This is a genomic window from Collinsella sp. CLA-ER-H11, assembly GCF_040092445.1.
Lineage (GTDB): Bacteria > Actinomycetota > Coriobacteriia > Coriobacteriales > Coriobacteriaceae > Collinsella.
Genome location: NZ_JBBNLN010000015.1, coordinates 1 through 20,040 on the forward strand (window position 1 = coordinate 1; position 20,040 = coordinate 20,040).

Annotated in this window: 13 protein-coding genes, 1 tRNA gene and 1 rRNA gene; 11 read left to right on the forward strand and 4 right to left on the reverse strand. The window is 59.1% G+C overall.

Going from position 1 to position 20,040, the window contains the following annotated elements; all coding sequences use genetic code 11:
* From rrf to AAAX35_RS08715, 9 genes are all read left to right on the forward strand, one after another.
* Positions 1–108: ribosomal RNA gene (gene rrf / locus AAAX35_RS08675) — 5S ribosomal RNA — on the forward strand; the annotation flags it as partial.
* Between the two features lie 172 nt (positions 109–280).
* The gene (gene acpS, locus AAAX35_RS08680; RefSeq protein WP_349117340.1) at positions 281–820 is read left to right on the forward strand and encodes a holo-ACP synthase; all 540 of its coding nucleotides are present in this window, start codon (positions 281–283) and stop codon (positions 818–820) included.
* Entirely contained in the window at positions 821–2,437 is a 1,617-nt protein-coding gene (locus AAAX35_RS08685; protein ID WP_118081959.1) for an NAD(P)H-hydrate dehydratase, read from the forward strand.
* 2 nt (positions 2,438–2,439) lie between these two features.
* Positions 2,440–3,585, forward strand: a complete 1,146-nt coding sequence (gene alr, locus AAAX35_RS08690) for an alanine racemase (RefSeq protein ID WP_349117341.1) — start codon at positions 2,440–2,442, stop codon at positions 3,583–3,585.
* Between the two features lie 8 nt (positions 3,586–3,593).
* A complete protein-coding gene (locus tag AAAX35_RS08695) occupies positions 3,594–4,214 on the forward strand; it encodes a uracil-DNA glycosylase (protein WP_349117342.1) in 621 nt (206 codons plus the stop codon).
* Positions 4,215–4,226: 12 nt separating this feature from the next.
* A complete protein-coding gene (gene tsaE / locus AAAX35_RS08700) occupies positions 4,227–4,733 on the forward strand; it encodes a tRNA (adenosine(37)-N6)-threonylcarbamoyltransferase complex ATPase subunit type 1 TsaE (protein WP_349117343.1) in 507 nt (168 codons plus the stop codon).
* Positions 4,720–7,104 carry a tRNA (adenosine(37)-N6)-threonylcarbamoyltransferase complex transferase subunit TsaD gene (gene tsaD, locus AAAX35_RS08705; protein ID WP_349117344.1) on the forward strand — a complete coding sequence of 795 codons (2,385 nt, stop codon included), beginning with the start codon at positions 4,720–4,722 and terminating at the stop codon, positions 7,102–7,104. The genes tsaE and tsaD overlap by 14 nt, the downstream gene beginning before the upstream one ends.
* 810 nt (positions 7,105–7,914) lie before the next feature.
* Positions 7,915–9,804, forward strand: a complete 1,890-nt coding sequence (locus AAAX35_RS08710) for a carbon starvation CstA family protein (protein ID WP_349117345.1) — start codon at positions 7,915–7,917, stop codon at positions 9,802–9,804.
* 184 nt (positions 9,805–9,988) lie between these two features.
* Positions 9,989–12,163: a hypothetical protein gene (locus AAAX35_RS08715; RefSeq protein ID WP_349117346.1), complete on the forward strand. Its 2,175-nt coding sequence runs from the start codon at positions 9,989–9,991 to the stop codon at positions 12,161–12,163.
* A 519-nt stretch (positions 12,164–12,682) separates the two neighbouring features.
* On the opposite strand, the gene AAAX35_RS08720 is transcribed toward AAAX35_RS08715, so the two are convergent.
* From AAAX35_RS08720 to AAAX35_RS08735, 4 genes are all read right to left on the reverse strand, one after another.
* A tRNA-Gln gene (locus AAAX35_RS08720) sits at positions 12,683–12,757 on the reverse strand.
* A gap of 38 nt (positions 12,758–12,795) precedes the next feature.
* On the reverse strand, positions 12,796–13,701 hold the full coding sequence (locus tag AAAX35_RS08725) for a peptidoglycan-binding protein (protein WP_022094145.1): 906 nt from the start codon (positions 13,699–13,701) through the stop codon (positions 12,796–12,798).
* 138 nt (positions 13,702–13,839) lie between these two features.
* Complete coding sequence (locus tag AAAX35_RS08730) at positions 13,840–14,853, reverse strand: polyprenyl synthetase family protein (RefSeq protein WP_349117347.1); 1,014 nt, start codon at positions 14,851–14,853, stop codon at positions 13,840–13,842.
* Positions 14,854–14,978: 125 nt separating this feature from the next.
* The gene (locus AAAX35_RS08735; RefSeq protein ID WP_349117348.1) at positions 14,979–17,429 is read right to left on the reverse strand and encodes a PTS transporter subunit EIIC; all 2,451 of its coding nucleotides are present in this window, start codon (positions 17,427–17,429) and stop codon (positions 14,979–14,981) included.
* A gap of 229 nt (positions 17,430–17,658) precedes the next feature.
* Here AAAX35_RS08735 and AAAX35_RS08740 point away from each other — a divergent pair, with 229 nt between their 5' ends.
* Both AAAX35_RS08740 and AAAX35_RS08745 read left to right on the forward strand, forming a co-directional pair.
* Complete coding sequence (locus tag AAAX35_RS08740; RefSeq protein WP_349117349.1) at positions 17,659–18,378, forward strand: GntR family transcriptional regulator; 720 nt, start codon at positions 17,659–17,661, stop codon at positions 18,376–18,378.
* Between the two features lie 306 nt (positions 18,379–18,684).
* On the forward strand, positions 18,685–20,001 hold the full coding sequence (locus AAAX35_RS08745; protein WP_006235863.1) for an ABC transporter substrate-binding protein: 1,317 nt from the start codon (positions 18,685–18,687) through the stop codon (positions 19,999–20,001).
* The last annotated feature ends 39 nt before the right edge of the window (positions 20,002–20,040 follow it).

Genomic DNA, 20,040 nt, shown 5'->3' on the forward strand with positions numbered 1-20,040 from the left:
CCAGAGCATGGGGGGCACGCCCGGTCCCGTTCCGAACCCGGAAGCTAAGCCCCATCGCGCCGAGAGTACTGCGGGGTCAGCCCGTGGGAGGCCAGGGCGCCGCTGACCGGTGGACGGCACCGAGCCGCCGCAACGGATTGAGAAGGGGGAGGCCTCGCGGCCTCCCCCTTTTTGCGTTTATAGGGCCATCACTCCACTGTCGTTGTGTTTTTGACCCTCGCTTGTTGCATCTTCTGCGAACGGGCTACAATATCATAGTCTGTGCAGCATGGAGGTGATTATGGCCGAAGCCGGAATCGGTGTTGATATCGTCGAGATTTCCCGAATGAAATCAATCCTTGAGAAGACGCCCGCGTTTGCTCGGCGCGTGTTTACCGATGAAGAGCGTTCGTATTGCGATGCCTCGTCTCGTCCTGCCGCGCATTATGCCAGTCGTTTTGCTTCTCGCGAGGCGGTGCTTAAGGCGCTTGGTACGGGTTTTAGCCAGGGCGTTGGTCGTAAAGACGTTTCCGTAACGCGCGATAAGCTCGGCAAGCCAAAAGCGCTGCTTTCGGGCCGTGCTCTCGAAATCGCCCAGGAATTGGGCGTTGTCGAGGTCGCTCTTTCTATTACTCTGACGGGTGACTTGGCTGTCGCTAATGCCATTGCGATCACCGAGGATGCTCGACCTAAACCCAAGGAAGAAAAAGTGAGCACGAAGGAGCGCGTTGCTCAGACATTTAAAGAGGCTCGTTCTGTCTTAGACGAGCTTGAACAGCTGCAACAATCTGCTTTGTCGGAACATCTGGATGATGATCCGCAAGATGCGCTAGGAGCATAGATGAAACCGGTTTTGAGTACCGAGGAAGTCGTTCGCCTCGAAGATATTATCGAGCGTGAGGGTACCTCGAAGGCCGAACTCATGGAGTTGGCGGGCGAATTTGCTGCCAACGAGATTTTAAAGCTCAACCCCGATCGCGTTCTTGTATTGGTCGGTTTTGGCAACAATGGCGGAGATGGCTGGGTTGCCGCTGACATTCTGACTCATAAGGGCGTTGATGTAGATATCGTCTCCCCGGTTGAGCCGGATGAGATCCCGGCCGCTCTCGCTCGTCATGTCGCCCGTCGCACTGCTGGTCGCGACGTGCATGTGTGTGTCGGCCCCTCTCGTGATGAGCTGGAGGTGCTGATCGATAAGGCTGATGTTGTAGTCGATGCCATTTTTGGTACTGGTTTTCACGGTGATCTTCGTGCGCCGTTTTCAATCTGGATTCCCACGGTCAATGAAAATGCCGATTGCGTTGTTTCCATCGATGTTCCCTCGGGTCTGAATGCCGAGACGGGTGTGGTTGATGATGACTGCATTCGTGCCGAGCGTACGGTGACGATGATTGCTCCCAAGATTGGTCTATACAGTGCTGACGGTCCCGAATATGCAGGCGATCTGGTCTGCGGTGGTCTGTATGATCGCCTTGATGAGGTCATTGACGATGTCGACCATGCTGCCGAGATTGTGGAGCCCGGCGACCTTGTGGACTACTTTGCTCCGCTGCCCACGAATATCGATAAGTACTCGCGCGGCTCGGTGCTCATTGTTGCCGGATCGGCACAGTACCCTGGCGCCGCCATTATGGCTGCCAAGTCCGCAGCCCGCGCAGGTGCCGGCTATGTGGCGGTCGCGACGCCGGATGCGTGTGCCAACCTTATCCGCATGGCGCTCCCCTCGATTCCGGTCTTTGCCATTCCATCTGATTCCCGCGGATCTTTTGGTGCCGCTGCGCGCATGACGGTATGTGAGATTGCCAAGAAATATAGCTGCGTGCTGTGTGGTCCCGGCATGACGACGTCTGCCGGTGCCATGCAGGTGGTTTCGGGTCTGCTCGAGCTCGACGTGCCGCTTATCTTGGATGCCGATGCCCTCAACTGCCTTGCCAAGATTGCAATCGACGGCATCGACAGCAATCCCGAGATGTATCGTCGCGAGCAGCCGCTCGTCATGACGCCGCATTATCGCGAGCTTTCGCGTCTCGTTGCCGGCGATGAGGTCAATGACCTTGGCACCGCGATCGCTGCTGCGCAAAAGGTTGTCTGGGCCGCCGGTTCCGATAACCTCGTTGTTATCGCTAAGGGTCCGACGACGGCCATTTGCGGTGTTGAGCGCGTGCTGCTGCCGCTCTCGGGCCCGGCATCTTTGGCGACCGCTGGCTCGGGTGACGTTCTTGCGGGTATTCTGGCCGGCACGCTAGCCACCATGCGCGACGAGATGGACCGCTGGGAGCTGCTGTACTCGTATGCCGTCGCGCTTCATAGCTATGCCGGTTTTGCCGCGGCGACGGAGTTTGGCGAGAAGAGCGTTATCGCGACCGATCTTATCGACTTGATTGGTCCCGCCATGGAATTGGCGGCAAAGGATGCGCTCGATGATCTGGGAATCACAGACGAAGGGTCGGATGACTAATTATGAATAAAGCCGATTTGACGCGTTGGTCCTGGGTCGAGATCGACCGCGGGGCGCTCCGCCGCAACACGAGGGCCTATAAGAATTTGCTGAATCCGCGCCAGCGCCTGTGCTGCGTGGTTAAAGCCGACGCTTATGGCCATGGAGCTGTTGAGTGCGCCAAGATTATGTATTCGGCCGGTGCCGACATGTTTGCCGTGGCGACGGTTAACGAGGGCGTTGAGCTCCGACAGGGCGGGATCACGAAACCCATCCTCATCCTTAGCGAGCCGCCTATCGAGGCTATTCCGACGTTGCTCGAGTTCGATATCATGCCCTCGGTCTATACGTCTGACTTTGCTCTTGCGTATGGCGAATGTGCCGTCGCGGCGGGCAAGGTGGGCAAGTATCATCTCGCCATCGAGACGGGCATGAACCGCATCGGCGTACATTACACGCAGGTGCTCGACTTTGTCCGCGGTATTGATTTCCATCGCGGTATTCAGTGCGATGGCGTATTTACGCACTTCGCCACGGCCGATGAACCTTCGGGCTGGGACTACAAGCTGCAGTGCCAGCGCTTTACCGAGGCCGTTCAGGCCATTAAGGATGCGGGTTTTGAGTGCGGTATCGTGCACTGCGCCAACACGCCGTCCTCGATGCTCGACCCCTCGATGCATTTTGATATGATTCGCGCCGGCGTTGGCTTGTATGGCATGCAGCCGTGCGAGCTGAGTGGCCGTGTGATGCAGCTCGATCCCGTTATGAGTGTCCATGCGCGCGTGACGCGCGTGGCGCACCCTGCGATGGGCGAGGGCGTGGGCTACGGTTTTACCTACCGCGTACCGCGTACGCGCGTTCAGATCTGCACGCTGCCGATCGGTTATGCCGACGGCCTATCGCGTACGCTTTCCAATCGTATGGATGTGCTGTATCGCGGCGAGCGCGTGCGTCAGGTTGGCAATATCTGCATGGATCAGTTTATGGTCGCCATTCAGTCCAACCCGGCACACGAGATTCCCGAGGCCGAGTATGGTGACGAGATGATTATTGTCGGCCGCGATGGCGATGCCGAGATCACTATGGATGAGATGGCCCGACTGCGTGGCACGATTAACTACGAGGTTGCCTGCGGCTTTGGCATGCGCCTCGACAAGGTTTACGTGTAGGAGTCGCCATGGGCGTCATGCACATCCCCGGCCATACCCATCAGGCGCCACGTGAGGTCGCGCTCGAGGAAATTGAGGCCGTTCTGGGCGATTGTCACCTCTGCCAGCTCTATCAGTCGCGTCACAATATCGTGTTTGGCGTGGGAAACCCCCGCGCCCGCGTCATGTTTATTGGTGAAGCACCGGGTCGCAACGAGGATTTGCAGGGCGAACCCTTTGTGGGAGCGGCGGGTGAAGACCTCAACGGCATTTTGTCCCTGGCAGGTCTTAAGCGCGAGGATGTCTATATCGCCAATGTGCTTAAGTGCCGTCCTCCGGGAAACCGCAATCCGCGTCCCGAGGAAGTGCTGGCTTGCTCACCGTTTTTGCGCGAGCAGATTCGAAGCATTTGGCCCGATATCATCGTGACGCTTGGCAACCCTGCAACGCACTTTGTGCTCAAGACCGAGATCGGCATTACCAAGTTGCGCGGCAGGTTCCATCAGATGGGCCACTTTGTGGTGATGCCGACGTTTCATCCTGCGGCGGCGCTGCGCAATCCGGCGTGGCAGGAGCTGCTGGAGGAAGACTTTAAGATGCTGGGCGACTATCTGGAGCGGCACCCCGCGCCGGAGACCGCCTCGGAATAATAAGGAGCGCATATGTCCCTGGAGCGCCTGGGGGTAGGTACCTATAGAACGGCTCGTACTGCCGATACGGAGCATTTTGGCGAGCTGATCGCACCGTGTCTAGAAGATGGCGATGTGCTGATTTTGACCGGTGGCTTGGGTGTGGGAAAAACCCACTTTACCAAGGGCGTCTCGCGCGCTCTGGGCGATGAGCATATGGTCACGAGCCCTACGTTCGCGCTCATGGCCGTTCATGACCAGGGACGTATTCCGCTGTTCCATTTTGATCTGTACCGCCTGGAGCATGCCTACGAGCTTGAGGATACGGGCATTTTTGACGTGCTGGGCTATGAGGGTGTTTGCCTGCTGGAATGGGGCGAGCAGTTTCAGGATGAACTGACAGATGAGTATCTTTCGGTGACGCTTAAGCGCGATGAGGACGACAGCGACGTGCGAACGATAACGCTCGAGGCGCACGGCGAGCGCGCGAATGAGCTTTCCCATTTGATAGATAAGGCTGTACAAGATGAGCTTGCATAACGACAACGCGCTGGTGGTGGCGCTCGACACATCGACCGACATGCTTGCCTGCGCGGCAAGCTGGATTGATGTGCAGACAGGCGAGGCAAAGCTGGTGAGCGGGGACCATCTGTGTCGCCGCCATGCCAACGTGGAGCTCGTGAATACTGTTGATGGCCTACTGAAGCAGACCGGCCTGAATCGCAGCGATGTCGGCTGTTATGTGGTCGGCCGCGGCCCGGGTTCGTTTACGGGCGTGCGTATCGGCATCTCCACCGCAAAGGGTCTGGCACGCGGTGCCAACGTGCCGTTGCTGGGCGTGTCGACACTTGACGCGTGCGCCTGGACGGCATGGAAGGCCGGTGTACGCGGCAAGCTTGGTGTTCTTGCCGATGCCATGCGCGGCGAGGTGTACCCGGCGCTCTATGTGCTGGGGGATGAGGGCCCCGAGCGTCTGTTTGAGCGCGAGCGCGTGGTCAAGGCCGCCGTGGCGCTTGATGAGTGGCGCCAGACCGCGGACTGGGATCAGGTTCAGTTAACTGGTGACGGTCTCGTGCGTTATGGCAAACTGCTGGGCGAGGATGAGACGGCGCGCTGCGTGGAGCGAGACCTATGGTGGCCCTCGGGCGAGGGCCTGCTGATGGCGCACGCCGCAGGCGATGGCGATCCGGCTCGCGTCTTGCCGATCTATACGCGCCTTTCGGACGCCGAGGAAAACGAGCGCAAGCGTCTGGGCCTTGCCGAGAGCGCGCAGAGTGAGGTGACAGGTGTTGCCGACGAGCTTGCCGGACGTCATCTGCAATTCCGCCCCATGGGCGCGGCGGATGCCGAGGGCGCGAGCGCACTGGAGACCGCCTGCTTTGAAGGCGCCGGACACGAGGCGTGGACGCCGGGCATGTTCCTGTCCGAGCTGGGCGAGGACGTTGCCGCACCGCGTAGCTGGTGGGTGGCGCACGACGACGGCCGTCTGCTGGGTCTTGCCGGCGGTATGGTCGTCGACGGGGACGTGCAGATTATGGACGTTGCCGTCGATCCGGCGCATCGCCGCGAGGGCATCGCCCGCAAGCTTCTGTCGCACGTGAGCTATGACGCGCAGATGCTCGGCTGCACCACGGCTTCGCTTGAGGTTGAGGACGGCAATGAGGTCGCAATTGCACTCTATGCCGCTCTGGGCTTTACCGAGGCGGGTCGTCGCCGTGGCTATTACGGTGCCGGCAAGGATGCCATCGTCATGACGGCGCCGCTGCCCCTGGTGCTTCCTCTCGACAATGCCTCGCCCGAGCCGACGGCTGCCGAACAGCGTGTATGGCCGCTGCCCGCGCCCGAACGCACCGCTGAGGAGCGTGCCGAAATCGAGCGCCGTCGCCTGGTGCTTGCCATCGAGAGTTCCTGCGACGAGACGGCCGTGGCGATTATCGATGCGGACGGCAAGATGCTGGCCAACCAGGTGTCGACGCAGATTGATTTTCATGCTCGCTTTGGCGGCGTGGTGCCCGAGATCGCCTCGCGCAAGCACGTTGAGGTGATTGTGAGTGTCGTAGATGCGGCGCTTGAAGATGCCGCGGCATCGCTGGGCCTTGAGGGCGGGGCGATTGCGCCAAGTGAGCTTGCCGCCGTGGGTGTGACGCAAGGTCCGGGCCTGGTGGGTGCCTTGGTGGTGGGTGTCGCCTTTGCCAAGGGCTTTGCGTATGCTGCCGGCAAACCGCTGGTGTGCGTCAATCATCTGGAGGGTCACCTGTTTGCCAACCTGTTGGCGCAGCCCGATCTTAAGCCCCCGTTTATCTTTACGCTCGTTTCGGGCGGGCACACCATGCTCGTGCACGTAAAGGCATGGGGCGACTACGAGGTGCTTGGCGAGACGCTTGACGACGCCGTGGGCGAAGCCTTCGACAAAGTGGCAAAGGCGCTGGGCCTTGGCTATCCCGGAGGCCCCATCATCTCCAAGCTTGCCGAGACGGGCAACCCCAAGGCAATCGATTTTCCCCGTGCGCTCAACAGCAGGGGGGACTACCGCTTCTCGCTTTCGGGCCTCAAGACGGCAGTGACGCTCTACATCGAGCAGGAGACCAAGGCCGGGCGCACGATTCACTTGCCCGACCTAGCGGCCTCGTTTGAGGCGGCGGTCTTTGACGTGCAGTACAAGAAAGCCAAAAACGCCCTGTATGCCACTGGGTGCAAGGAGTATTGCATCGGTGGCGGCGTCTCGGCCAATCCGCATCTGCGCGAGATGATGATCAAGAAGCTCGGGCGTCAGGGGATCCGCGTAACGGTGCCGCCCTTGTCTGCCTGCACCGATAACGCCGCCATGATCGCGGAGGTTGCTCGCCGTAAATTCGACCGAGGCGAAATCTCGCCGTTCGACGTCGACGCCGATCCAAACATGACGCTGTAGTCGTACGGGTGCGGTCCCCGACCGGAGGGGCCGGATATAAGGTTTCCTGCTCTACAGTCCTGCGCAAGACGAAGGCCACATTAAGTGGCCTTCTTTGCGTGCGGAACTCGCGATAAACCTTATATCCGGCCCCTCCGGTCGGGGACCTTTCTGTATCGATATAGCTTCTGAGCTGGTTTGGCGTCGACAGCGTCCAGCAAGGTCAACAAGCCTGCGTCGAATTTCCGGCGTTCTTTAGCTGAAAGAAAAAGTTGGTGTGCGGAGCTATGCTCCGCACATTTGGGATGGGAGCCCCTGAGAGCCGCGGGAGCCGGGCGGCGCATATGAACTTTATCGCGAGTTCCGCACGCAAAGGAAAGCACTTAATGTGCTTTCCGTCTTGCGCAGGACTGTAGAGCAGGAAAGTTCATATGCGCCGCCCGGCTCCCGCGGCTCTCAGGGGCAATTCTCATGCAAAAACTTTTGTTGGGTAAAGTCCGAGGTCAGTGGCGTTTTATGCCGAGAAATTCAAAAAAGTGGAAAATTCATTACATATTTGCGTTGACTTTAGGTAACTAAAGTTTCATACTCCTTTTCAACCACTGGGGGATGTGAGCACGCACGGATCGTTCACATCATGATTGAAGAGGATTTCTTAGACATGTTCACGCATCAGCTAAACATTATCAGCGTAGTAATTATCTGATGCGGGTTAGCACATACAGCTAGCCCGTACGATAACGGGCGGCTGATGAAGATGAGGGCCGTCGAGCGCAACCGACGGCCCTCATTTTTTATGTCTGGGAAGTTCTTTTTAGAGGAGGAAATGTAATGAACGGAGTTTTGCTCATGGTTGTGGCCGCGGCGGTGCTCGCCTGCGGCTATCTGGGCTACGGCCGCTGGCTGGCCAACAAGTGGGGCGTTGACAAAGAGGCCCTCACGCCGGCCAAGCGCATGAAGGACGGCAACAGCTTCTCGCCCGTCTCCGCCTTCACCGCGTTTTCGCACCAGTTCAGCTCGATCTGCGGTGCTGGCCCTGTCACGGGTACGATCGTCGCCATGGCCTTTGGCTGGCTGCCCGTCGTGCTCTGGGTCCTCGTCGGCGGCATCTTCTTTGGCGCCGTCCACGACTTTGGTGCCCTGTACGCTTCGATGAAGAACAACGGCAAGTCGCTCGCTCAGCTCATCGAGAAGTACATCGGCAAGACCGGCCGTCGCCTGTTCCTGCTGTTCTGCTGGCTGTTCTGCATCATCGTCATCGCCGCCTTCACCGACATGGTCTGCAAGACGTTCATGTTCACCCCGGCCATTGACGCTTCTGGTGCTGCTACCGGTGCCATCGACTTCACCAAGTCCTATGCCGCCGGCTGCGCTGGTACCATCTCCATCCTGTTCACCTTCGTCGCTATCGCCTTTGGTTGGGCCCAGAAGAAGTTCAACCTCACCGGCGCTGCCGAGTTCGTCACCGGCGTTGTCCTCATGGTTCTCATGTTCGCCGTCGGTATGCAGTTCCCGGTCTACCTGGATAAGTTCCAGTGGTTCGCCGTCGTCATGGTCTACCTGGTCTTCGCTGGCGCTATGCCCATCCAGATGCTCAAGACCCCGCGTGACTACCTCACTTCGATCATGATGATCGTCATGATCGTCTGCGCTGTCCTCGGCATCGTCGTCTTGGGCGTCAACGGTCAGGCTACTATCACCGCTCCGGTCTTCACCGGCTTCTCCACTGCCTCCGGCATGATGTTCCCGGTCCTGTTCGTCTCCGTCGCTTGCGGTGCTCTCTCCGGTTTCCACAGCCTCGTATCTTCGGGCACCTCTTCTAAGCAGGTCGAGAAGGAGCAGGACGCCGTCAAGGTCGGTTACGGCGCCATGATCGTCGAGTCCTTCGTTGGCATCCTTGCCATCATCGTCGCCGGCATCATGTTCTCCGATATGAACACCGCCGGTACTGGCGCTCTCAACGCTGGTGTCGCTTCCACCCCGTTCCAGATCTTCGCCGCCGGCATCTCCCGCGGTATGCAGGCCTTCGGTGTTGACGGCACGCTCGCTACCGTCTTCATGACCATGAACGTCTCCGCTCTGGCCCTGACCTCGCTCGACGCAGTCGCCCGCATCGCCCGCACCTCGTTCTCCGAGTTCTTTGCCCAGACCAACGACGCCCTGGCCATCGAGTCCAAGGCCGGCTACATGAAGGTCCTCGGCAACCCCTGGTTCGCCACGGTCGTCACCCTGCTTCCCGGTCTCGCCCTCGCTTTTGGTGGCTATGCCAACATCTGGCCGCTCTTTGGTGCTTCCAACCAGCTGCTCGGCGGCATGACCATGATCACCCTCGCCGTGTTCTGCAAGTGCACCGGCCGCAAGGGCTGGATGCTCTACGTGCCCGTCGTCTTCCTGCTCTGCTGCACCTTCACCTCGCTGGTCCAGAGCGCCATGGGCTGCATGGCCGCTGTCCAGGCTTACGGCTTCTTCGGCACCATCCCGGCTACCGCCACCACGGCCGCCGTCTCCGTCGCCGCCACCAAGGGCCTGCAGCTTGTCTTCGCCGTCCTGCTGATGGTCCTGGGCCTCATCGTCGCCGTCAACTGCCTCAAGGAGCTCTTCGGCAAGGAGGCCGGTTCCATGCCCGACGAGGAGCCCGAGTGGTCCGAGATGGGCAAGGCCGAGTACGGCCGCGCCGCTGCCGCTGAGGCTCCTGCCGACGCCGAGGCCGCCAAGGCTTAGTCGACCTGACGAGTTGAACGCCACATCTATATGACTCGGAAAGACCGGGTCCGCGACTTCGCGGGCTCGGTCCTTTTTTCATGCAAAAGCGGGTGATGCTCGAGTGTTCTCGCAGATGTTTTGCGTGGATAAGGGCGCGCGTTGTACCATATAGACGTATATGTGTACATATGAAAGGGGCCCCGTGGCCAAGACGGTATATTCCGATAACCAAAATAATGTCGATGCCCTGGCTGAACGTCTGAGCAGCCAGACGTCGCTTTCTGCTGAGCGTGCCAAGCTGGTTGCCTACGACCTGCTTTGCCGCAAGGCGCTCAAGATTAAGTCGAGTGCGCTGGCGCAGATTTTCCGCTCCGTCGATAAAGAGTGCGACACCAAGGCGATGCGCGATGAGCTTATCGCGGCAAATATCGTGACCAAGATCGAGGGTAGCGGCATTAACGGGCGCCCGGCGTTCTATACCATCAATGCCGAGATCCGCGATGCCCAGGAGCAGCCTGCCGAGTCCGTCGAAGATTTTGTCGTCGACGATTTCGCTGACGTGCCTGCTGTGGAAGAAGTTGCTCCGCGTGGGCATGTCGATACCGATGAGTTGCTCGATGAGAACGTCGTGCGTGCCTTTACGGCCAAGGCAGGACGCGGCGGTTTTGGTGGGGGTGGCAAGCGCGATGCGCAGCGCCGCGCCCAGCAGGAGCGCTTCCGTCGCGCCGTTGCTCAAAAGGGCGAGACGGATGCCGAGGCTGTTGAGACCGAGGTTGCTGCCGAGTCGCAGAAGCCCACGAAGGAGCAAAAGCCCGTGGAGGCCCAAGAGCCCAAGCGTCGTCGCGGTGCTCACTTTAAGGCTGCAGCGCAGGATGCCGCGCGTGAGGTTGAAGAGTCTTCTGAGGTTGCAGACGATGTTGAGGAGTCTGCCAAGAAGGCTCCGGGTTCGTGTCGTCCCGGCCGCGGTTTTGCGGGACGTGCGTATCCCGTAAAGCGTCAGGAGAAGGGCGAGTCGGTTTCGACCACCCAGGACGAGAAGGCCGTTGAGCCGGTGGCTCGCGAGCAAAAGCCTGTTGAGCCGCAGCTTGAGGTTGATGCCGAGGCCAAGGGCCAGCAGCCTACTGATGAGCAGACGGAGCAGAGCGCGTCGAGCAAGCCTCGCCGCCGTCGCCATCGTGGAGGCCGCAGTTCCCATGCCGAGACTGCAACCGAGAAGACCACGCCGCAGAACGAGGATGCGAAGGCCGAGGTTTCTTCGGGGCAGCCTAAGCGCCAGTCAGCGAAGGAGAGCAAGTCCGATCGTCCGCAGAAGCAGGCGTCTATGCCGAAGCGCGAGCGCAATTCCCAAGGCGATTCTAAGCGCAAGTCTCAGAAGAAGCCGGAGTCTGCCGCAGTAGATACTGCTGCCCAGCAGCCCGAGTCGGCCGCCCACGGCGAGGTCTCGGCGTTTGCCCTTGCCCGCGTTTTAGGCAGGCAGCTGCTCAAGGTTGTCCCCACGCCTATGGCGCTCTCCAAGATCAAGGAGCAGCAGACACAGATCGTAAAGGTCGAGGGCAAGGACGGCAAAAAGGCTCCGCAGCGCACTCAGCACAACGAGATGTCCAACCGCAAGATTGCCGAGGAAATCGCAATCATCCAGGCTTGGATCGAGCAGAACCGAGGTGCCGATACGCCGGTTGCCTCGCGCCGCCAGCGTGCCTACCAGATCTTTAACGACGAGAAGGCTTTTGACGGCAAGCACGGTGAGCGCCTGATCAGGCGTATGACCGAAAAGGGCATCAGCATGCAGGCGATCAAGGTCGCCCCCAATCGCCCCGTGCACTTTACGGGCTTCTTTACGCTGGGAGCCGACAAGCCGTTCATTATGGTCGAGAACCTGGACACCTACGACGAGATCGTCAAGCTGCTGCGTGGCCGCAAGCACGCCAAGCTCTTTGGCATCAAGGTGGGCGGCGTGATTTTTGGCGGCGGCTGCAAAGCGAGCGTCTCGCACGCACTGGATGATTATCTGGCCGAGATTGGCTATCGCTTTAACTACGTCTACTACGTGGGCGATATCGATCGCGAGGGCGCGCGCATCGTCGAGCAGGCTCGCAATGCCAATGTGGTTGAGATTCGCCTGCATGCCGGCATGTACCGCGCCATGCTCGCCGAGCATAAGCGTCGCGTGAAGGCCGGCGGAGAGTGCGAGCCCGCGGCTGCCAACCAGGGTGTGCCGCAGAACCTGGCAGCGACGATCAAGGATCTGCCCATGGTTACGCGCGTGCAGTTCCGCAACGTGCTGCGCGAGGGCGGGCGCATTCCGCAGGAGATTCTGATGACCGCAGACTATCGGGATGGCGACTCGGGAAGCTTCGACCGCATGCTCAACAACTAGGGCGTTCGGCCCCGGGAGAGTGGGGACACCGGCTTAGGTTTCCTGCTCTACAGTCCTGCTCACGACGGAGGCCACATTAAGTGGCCTCCTGTTCGTGCGGAACTCGCGATAAACCTAAGCCGGTGTCCCCACTCTCCCGGGGCCTGCGGCTACTTGGTTGTCGCATGCGGGTCGCTTTTCGGAACTGGGCTGATATTTTCTAGATGAAAGGCGCTCTTGGTCCTTATGGGCTTGGGGCGCCTGTCTTTTAAAGGTAGATTTTTGGGAGGCCGGCACTTGGAGACGTTCCTTTAGTGCCGGCACTTTAGGAACGTCTCCAAGTGCCGGCTGTGGGACGGAGGGATTCCGCGTCCGCCTTTTCGGCGGCCGCGCCCCGCTGCGTCGCTTCGCTCCTTGCGTGCTGCGCTGGAAAACGCTTCGCGTTTCCTCAGCTCCGCACCCTTGCGGGTTCTCGAATCCCTCCGCTTGCCCACAAGAAAGCGCCCTGGGCCGTTATGGGCTCAGGGCGCTCAATTTTAATGGCTGGGACGGAGGGATTCGAACCCCCAACAGCCGGCACCAAAAACCGGAGTTCTACCGTTGAACTACGTCCCAATGTGTGGTGTTGCCCAAAAGCAACTCGTTTAGTTTACCTAATCTGCGAGGGCATCGCAAACGCCATCGAGCAGGCGTACGGCGAGTGTCTGCGCGTCGCTGGCCGTGAAGGTGCCGTTGTAGCGCGTCATGCCCGTGAGCTCAATGCGAATGCGTGCCGGCTTCTGCTGCGCGGCGACATTGGCAGTGCGGATGCGCTGGGCCAGGTTGTGGCACTCGGCGAGGGCGATCGTGGCGCGCGGCGCTGCATCTGCGGGCAGCTCATCGCTTGCGATTTCGAGCACTAGGTCAACGTCGGTTGGGACCTCGGAGTCGCAGAGCATCATGCCGCTGTTGTCGGTCGTTGCCGTGGCGATATTCCACATGCGCGACGCAACGCTGCGTGCGATGGGGTCCTCGCCGATAACGGCAATCTGGAAGCGCTCGAGCACGTTGGCGGCGCGAGCAAAACCGATACGGGACTCGGCTTCGGTGACCGAGGGCTTGCCCTCCCACACATGGTGCAGGCGGTTGATGTAGGCGTAGGTGTCCTGGAAGGCCATGCCGTCGGCAAACAGGCCGACATTTTCCTGGAACTGCTGCAGGGCGGCCTCGGTATGCGGACCAAAGTAGCCGTCGTCTTCGCCACAGGCAAAGCCCAAAACGTTGAGAGCGCGCTGCAGGGCCTGCACATCGGCGCCATGGAAATTGGGCATGCGCAGATAGAGAGTGCGGTCGCCCAGCTTATACGAAGCGTCTACAAGGGCGCTCCAGCAGGGGATATCGACGGCATGACCGGCAGCAAGGCCGCTGTCGAGCCTGAAGGTGCTGACGGCCTGCTCAGTGGTGGCTCCAAAGTACTTGTCGGTAACTTCGGCGGCATCAATCGTGTAGCCGAGCTGCAGGAGACGAGACTGCACGTCTTCGACGGCTGCTCCTTGCATGCCCGTTGTAATAGGTTCCATGAACGAACCCCTTTCGGCGTACCATTCGTACTATTTGAGCGTCTGTCGGATAGACAACGCAAAGGGATGCATAAACATGCACTCAACAGTGTAGCAAGTTGTGCCTAAATACGCTGCTGACAGGTTTTATAACCCCCGTTAGTTAAGGCGCTCCACAAAGAAATCTGCCATGGAGAGGAACAGCTCGCGTGCGTGCGGATCAAGCTCAACGTTCTCGATGGCCGCTTTGGCCTTGGCGGTTAGGTCCAGCGCGTAGGCGTGGGCGTAATCGATAGAGCCGGTCTCCTGGAAGATTTCCACGGCGCGCGCGAGCTGCGCGGGATCCTCGGTGCCCGAGGAGAGGATCGCTTCAATCTCATCGTGATAGCGCTCATCAGACAGGGCGTGCACGGCAACGAGCGTGCGCTTACCCTCGGTGATGTCGGTACGGAAGTCCTTGTTGGCGGCCTCCTTGGTACCGATCAAGTTGAGCAGATCATCTTGGATCTGGAAGGCAAGGCCCGTGTGCAGGCCAAAGGCGCGCAGCGCCTCGACCTGCTGTTCGCTGCCTCCGCCAATGATGGCTCCGGCGGCAAGCGGCGTGGCTCCGCTGTAATACGCGGTCTTGTGCGTTGCCATGTCCAGGTAATCGTCGACCGAGATGTCAAAACGCCCGTCACGGACCCAGCCCAAGTCGAGCGCCTGACCCTCGATGGTGCGGACGATCATCTCGGTGAGCTCGTGGAGTACGCGCAGCTTTACGTCTGCCTCAAGCGTGGGATCGTCGAGAACCGTCTTGGTGACCATGGTAAGTGCCAGGTCGCCGCAGTTGATAGCAAGCCCCGTGCCCTCGGTGAGGTGCATGCAGGGCTTGCCGCGGCGCAGCTGGCCGTTGTCGGCGATGTCGTCATGGATGAGCGCACCCGACTGAAAGTGCTCGATAGCCGCCGCCGCGCTGCGGGCGCTCTCAAAGCTGCCGCCCACTGCGGTTGCGGCGAGCATGCAGATAAGCGGGCGGTGGCGCTTGCCGGCGTTGGCGGTAAATGCCGAAAGCGGGGTATACAAGTAGCGCTCGATATCGGCAGAGGTCGCCTGTCCGTCAAAGAACGTGGCCAGATAGTCGTTAATCTGGTCAAAGTGCTGGGCTAAAAAGCTGGTAAACGGACTGGACACGGGTTCTCGCATTCTTTCTTAGGTTGCATCGTTGCGGTGTGCAGATACCATATTGCCACATTGGAGTTGCCGGCGCGTCTGTTTTGGCGATTTGGGGAAACGGGACGCGTGCGCGTGCCGGCTGCTTATATAAGCCTAAAGTGCTCGAGCGCCTTGACGACGCCATCTTTGTCGACCGAGTCGGTGATGTAGTCGGCGCGCTTTTTGAGATAGTCCGGCGCATTACCCATGGCGATACCGACATCGACGGCGTTCATCAGCGAGACGTCATTGCTGGCGTCGCCGATGCCGTATACGGTTCCGTGGTGGGGATCGAGGGCGTCGAGTACAGACTGGATGCCCCCACGCTTCGTGCATTCGCGGGGCGAGATTTCGGTTACCTCGAGTTCGAGCTCGTTAAAGCACAGCAGCGGCTCAAGTGCCTTATCTTGAGCGATGTGGTTAGCGAGCGATGTAGACATCAAGATCTTGTAAGCACTGTAATGTTGCAGCTGCGTGACTGCGTCGCCCAGGGTGCGCGCGTATCCGGGAGCATCGGGGGCATCGGCACTCATGCGCACGACGCCGTTGAGGCCCTCAAAGCGGATGACCTCGCCCGATTGCTCAAGGTAGGGGGCAAGACGCTGCAGCATGCTGGGCGTCATCGACAGATCGCGAATTGCGTGTCCGTTGATCTCGGCGTAACCGCCCGCAAGACAGACGATGCCGGTCCAGGGCAGCTCTAGAAGTTTGGGGTGGATGCAGCTGAGGGTGCGCCCTGTGCAGATAAAGGCCATGTTGCCATTTGCAACGAAATCGCGGATGGCCTGCGAGACCGCCTCGTTGGGATAGGGGGACAGGTCACGCTCGCTCTCGGGAAGCTCTTGTGCCGCTCGAGGGTCTTGCCAGGCGAGCGTTCCGTCGATATCGAAGAAACAGATATCGCTGCGATTATGGGCTGCGCTGGTGGCAGAGGAGGCCAAGGTGGTGGGCACAAATTCCGGTTCGAGGCCCATGATCTGGTCAAAATGCTCTTTAACGCGGGGAACGGAGATGCCGATGATTACCTGGGCGGTCTTGCCCGTAATGATGAGGCCCTTGGCGCCCACCGCGACAAACGACGCGTTATCTGCAACGATGGAAGGGTCTGCGACCTCGACGCGCAGGCGCGTGGCACAGTTGGTTGCGCCCACAATATTGCCAACATCACCTAAAAGCTGAATTACCCGCTCAGCGAGGATGTGATCTTGATCGGATCGACTATTGACTTCGTCATTGGGAGATTGCTCTTTGGCAAAGCCGCTTTCCGTTAAACGATCGATTGCCGCGCGATTGGCGACATGATCCTCGCGGCCCGGCGTCTTAAGGTCATAGATCAAGATGAGTGCTCGAAAACTAACAAAAAAGATGAGGCTAAAGGCAAGGCCGATACCGAGCGCCAAAAGATAGGCACCGGCATGCGTGCGCATGAGCGGAATAAAGTTGAAGGCTGCCATCTCCATGAGGCCGCCCGAGAAGATGCCGACGATGCCAAAGAGATTCATGGTTGTGGCAAGGCAAGACGATAAGACGGCGTAGAGAAAAAAGAGCCTGGGGTGGGTGAACATAAAGAGAAACTCGAGTGGCTCGGTAACGCCGCAAAACACCGAGGCGATGATGGCGGGAACAAGGATGACCCTGAGGCCAGCGCGGCGTTCTGGTTTTGCGGTGGAGTAGAACGCGGCTGCGATGGCGGGAAGGCCAAAGAGCTTGACCCAGCCGGTGGCGGTAAAACCGGCCCACGGCGCAAGTTCATTAAGGGGGCGCGTGCTATGGGAGAGGATGGGGAGCAAGCTGCTCCACGTGGCGTAGATGCCGTCGTTAATGACCAGGTTGTCGTAGTAGATCGGCATGTAGAGCAGGTGGTGCAGCCCCATGGGCTCGAGCGCTCGCTCCAAAAGCACAAAGATGCCCACGCCAAAGGGGCCGACGCTCGTAAGTGCATGGCGCAGCGTTTCGGTCATTGCGTATACGGAGGGCACGATGGCGGCCGAGATAGCGGCAAGGGCAAACACGGCAAAAAAGCTGATGAGGTAGACCAGCGAGGAGCCCGAGAAGGTGCCGAGCCAATCGGGAACCTTGGCATCGTAGAAGCGGTCATGGATGGCGACGACGGTTGCCGATACCACCAGCGGGCCGATAATGCCGGTGTCGAGCGTCTTGATGCCGTCGATGACGGTGATACCGTTGGCGGGGGTCAAAGATGACGGGTACTTAAGCCCAAGGTTGTCTCCGCTCAGCTTAATGATCTCGCTCAAAAAGAAGCAATAGGCAAAATAGGCCACGAGTGCCTCGAGGCAGCAGCGTGCCGGTTGCTTTTGGGCAAGACCGATAGGCAGCGCTACGGCAAAAAGGAGCGGGAGGCGCTTAAAGACCGTCCATGAGCCGCGCTGGATGATGGCCCAAAAAACGTACCAAGGGGTTCCGTATACGGCTAGATCGCCGACGATGTCCGCAGTCGTTGCGAGAGCGGAGACGCCTACCATGAGGCCCGATATAGAAAACAGCATGGCGGGAGCGAACATTGCCCCGCCAAAGCGTTGGATTTTTTGCGGCATGTTCTGCCTTCCGAATATCGAGGCGCGTTGCGCGTGGGGAAACGTTTAAACAATGGATTCATTGTAGAGGACCAGACGATTGTTGTACCGGCAGTTTTGAGCGAAACCGATTTGGGCACGACAGAAACCGTCAACGGTTAAATCCTGTCGCTTTACCGATATTCGGTTTAAACAACTTTAAGAAATGCTATCGTGCCTAGCCGGAAATAAATAATGTAGAGGTGAAACAATGCCAAAAGCGATATACGAAGGAATCTACCGAGAAATACGTTCGCGCATCATTAATGGGACCTATGCGTTTCAGGAGATGCTGCCGACCGAAGCCGAGTTGACCGCGGAATTTGGCTGCACGCGCAATACCGTCCGCCGCGCTTTGAGCATGCTGACAGACGAGATGTTTGTGCAGCCCATACACGGCAAGGGCGTGCGCGTTATTTGGCTCAAGGGCGAAACCGACATGCTGGGCGCACTCGAGGAAGTCGAGTCGTTTGGCGAATTTGCAAAGCGCAACAATGCCGTCGCATCGACCGAGGTCAAGTCTTTTGAACATTTGATTTGCACTGAGCAACTCTCTCGTCGCCTGGGCTTTAAGGTGGGCGAGGAGTTGATTCGCGTGGTGCGTGTCCGAAGCCTTAACGGCAATGCACGCCAAGTAGACCATGGTTACTTTTTGGAGTCGATCGCCAAGGGCCTGACGCCCGAGATCGCCGCAAAATCAATTTACGACTATCTGGAGCACAAACGCGGCGTCAAGGTGATGGCGAGCCGTCGTACGGTGAGCGTCGAGCTTGCCAACGATGAGGACTGCAGTTATCTTGACCTCGGCAAATACAACTGCGTTGCCGTCATGGAGAGCCAGTCGTACACCTCGGACGGCGTCTTGTTCGAGGTCACGCATGCCCGCACGCATCCCGAGATCTTCCACTACCGCGTCAACTCCAAGCGATAGCCGGCTAGCTCGCAGCCTGACGAGACTCATGCCCTCAAAGCGAAAACGCCCGGTCAAACCGACGGTACATCGGCTTGACCGGGCGTTTTCTCTGCATTCGATAACAAATAATTGTTTATACAAAACTTGTCAAGTATCAAGTTGAAATTACCGTTCACCGAAGTTTTTCTACCGCTCTAGTAATACTTGTTCAAACAACTAGCCAAATAGCGTATTGTACAAATCAGCAAAAGGGGCAAAGTCCCCGAGGCAATCTCCGAAGGCGGCGGCAAAGGGTGCCGCCACGGTGTGAAAGGGTGGATTGTAATGAAGAACGAAATGAGCAGAAGGCAGTTCCTGGGCTTTGCTGGTTCCGCGGCTGCGGTTCTTGGTCTGGGTCTCGTGGGTTGCGGCGGTTCTGCCGGCTCCGGCTCCTCTGCTTCTGGTGACGCTGCCGAGGTCTACTTCCTCCAATTCAAGCCCGAGGTCGACAAGGAGTGGAAGGAGATCGCCAAGGCCTATAAGAAGGAGAAGGGCGTCGAGGTCAAGATCGTGACCGCCGCCTCCAACACCTACGAGGAGAAGCTCAAGTCCGAGATGTCCAAGAGCTCCGCTCCGACCCTGTTCCAGGTCAACGGCCCCACCGGTCTTAAGAACTGGAAGGATTACTGCGCCGACCTGTCCGATACCAAGCTCCGCGGTGAGCTCATTGACGACTCCCTGGCTCTGCAGTCCGACGGCAAGGATGTGTGCATCGACTGGGTTCAGGAGAGCTTCGGCATTATTTACAACAAGCAGCTGCTCGAGAAGGCTGGCTACAAGGCCGAGGACATCAACTCCTTCGACAAGCTGAAGGCTTGTGCCGACGACATCCAGGCCCGCAAGGACGAGCTTGGTGTCGAGGGTGCCTTCACTTCCGCCGGCATGGACGACTCCTCCAGCTGGCGCTACACCACCCACCTTGCCAACATGCCGCTCTACTACGAGTTTGAGAAGGAGCACAACCAGGAGGACGACGAGATCAAGGGTGAGTTCCTCGACAACTACAAGCAGATCTTCGACCTGTACATCACCGACTCCACCTGCGATCCTTCGCAGCTTGCTTCCAAGACCGGCGACGACGCCACCAACGAGTTCGCAACCGGCAAGGCCGTCTTCTACCAGAACGGCTCTTGGGCCTACTCTGACCTCGTCAAGGCCGGCATGACCGACGATCAGATTGGCATGATGCCCATCTACATCGGTGTTGACGGCGAGGAGAACCAGGGCCTGTGCTCCGGCGGCGAGAACTACTGGTGCGTCAGTTCCCAGGCTTCCGAGGATGCCCAGAAGGCCACCGAGGACTTCATGTATTGGTGCGTCACCGCTGACACTCCGACCAGCATCATCGCCGACAAGATGGGTCTTACCGCTCCGTTCAAGAGCGCCAAGGAGACCACCAACGTCTTCTCGCAGCAGGCCGTTGCCATGGCCAAGGACGGCAAGAAGACCGTCGCTTGGGACTTCGTCTACATCCCCTCCGAGGAGTGGAAGAAGAACCTCAAGCAGGCTCTGATTGCCTACGCTGCCGATAACAGCAAGTGGGACGGCGTCAAGAACGCCTTCGTCGATGGCTGGAAGACCGAGAAGGCTGCTTCCGAGTAAGCAGTTGCTGCCCAAGCTATCTGATTAGCGACAGGGGGC

Bases quoted from the DNA above. Each gene is read 5' to 3' on its own strand.
- acpS (WP_349117340.1), top strand. From the start codon at position 281: ATGGCCGAAGCCGGAATCGGTGTTGATATCGTCGAGATTTCCCGAATG.
- tsaE (WP_349117343.1), top strand. From the start codon at position 4,227: ATGTCCCTGGAGCGCCTGGGGGTAGGTACCTATAGAACGGCTCGTACT.
- AAAX35_RS08740 (WP_349117349.1), top strand. From the start codon at position 17,659: ATGCCAAAAGCGATATACGAAGGAATCTACCGAGAAATACGTTCGCGC.
- tsaD (WP_349117344.1), top strand. From the start codon at position 4,720: ATGAGCTTGCATAACGACAACGCGCTGGTGGTGGCGCTCGACACATCG.
- AAAX35_RS08745 (WP_006235863.1), top strand. From the start codon at position 18,685: ATGAAGAACGAAATGAGCAGAAGGCAGTTCCTGGGCTTTGCTGGTTCC.
- AAAX35_RS08710 (WP_349117345.1), top strand. From the start codon at position 7,915: ATGAACGGAGTTTTGCTCATGGTTGTGGCCGCGGCGGTGCTCGCCTGC.
- alr (WP_349117341.1), top strand. From the start codon at position 2,440: ATGAATAAAGCCGATTTGACGCGTTGGTCCTGGGTCGAGATCGACCGC.
- AAAX35_RS08725 (WP_022094145.1), bottom strand. From the start codon at position 13,701: ATGGAACCTATTACAACGGGCATGCAAGGAGCAGCCGTCGAAGACGTG.
- AAAX35_RS08685 (WP_118081959.1), top strand. From the start codon at position 821: ATGAAACCGGTTTTGAGTACCGAGGAAGTCGTTCGCCTCGAAGATATT.
- AAAX35_RS08735 (WP_349117348.1), bottom strand. From the start codon at position 17,429: ATGCCGCAAAAAATCCAACGCTTTGGCGGGGCAATGTTCGCTCCCGCC.
- AAAX35_RS08695 (WP_349117342.1), top strand. From the start codon at position 3,594: ATGGGCGTCATGCACATCCCCGGCCATACCCATCAGGCGCCACGTGAG.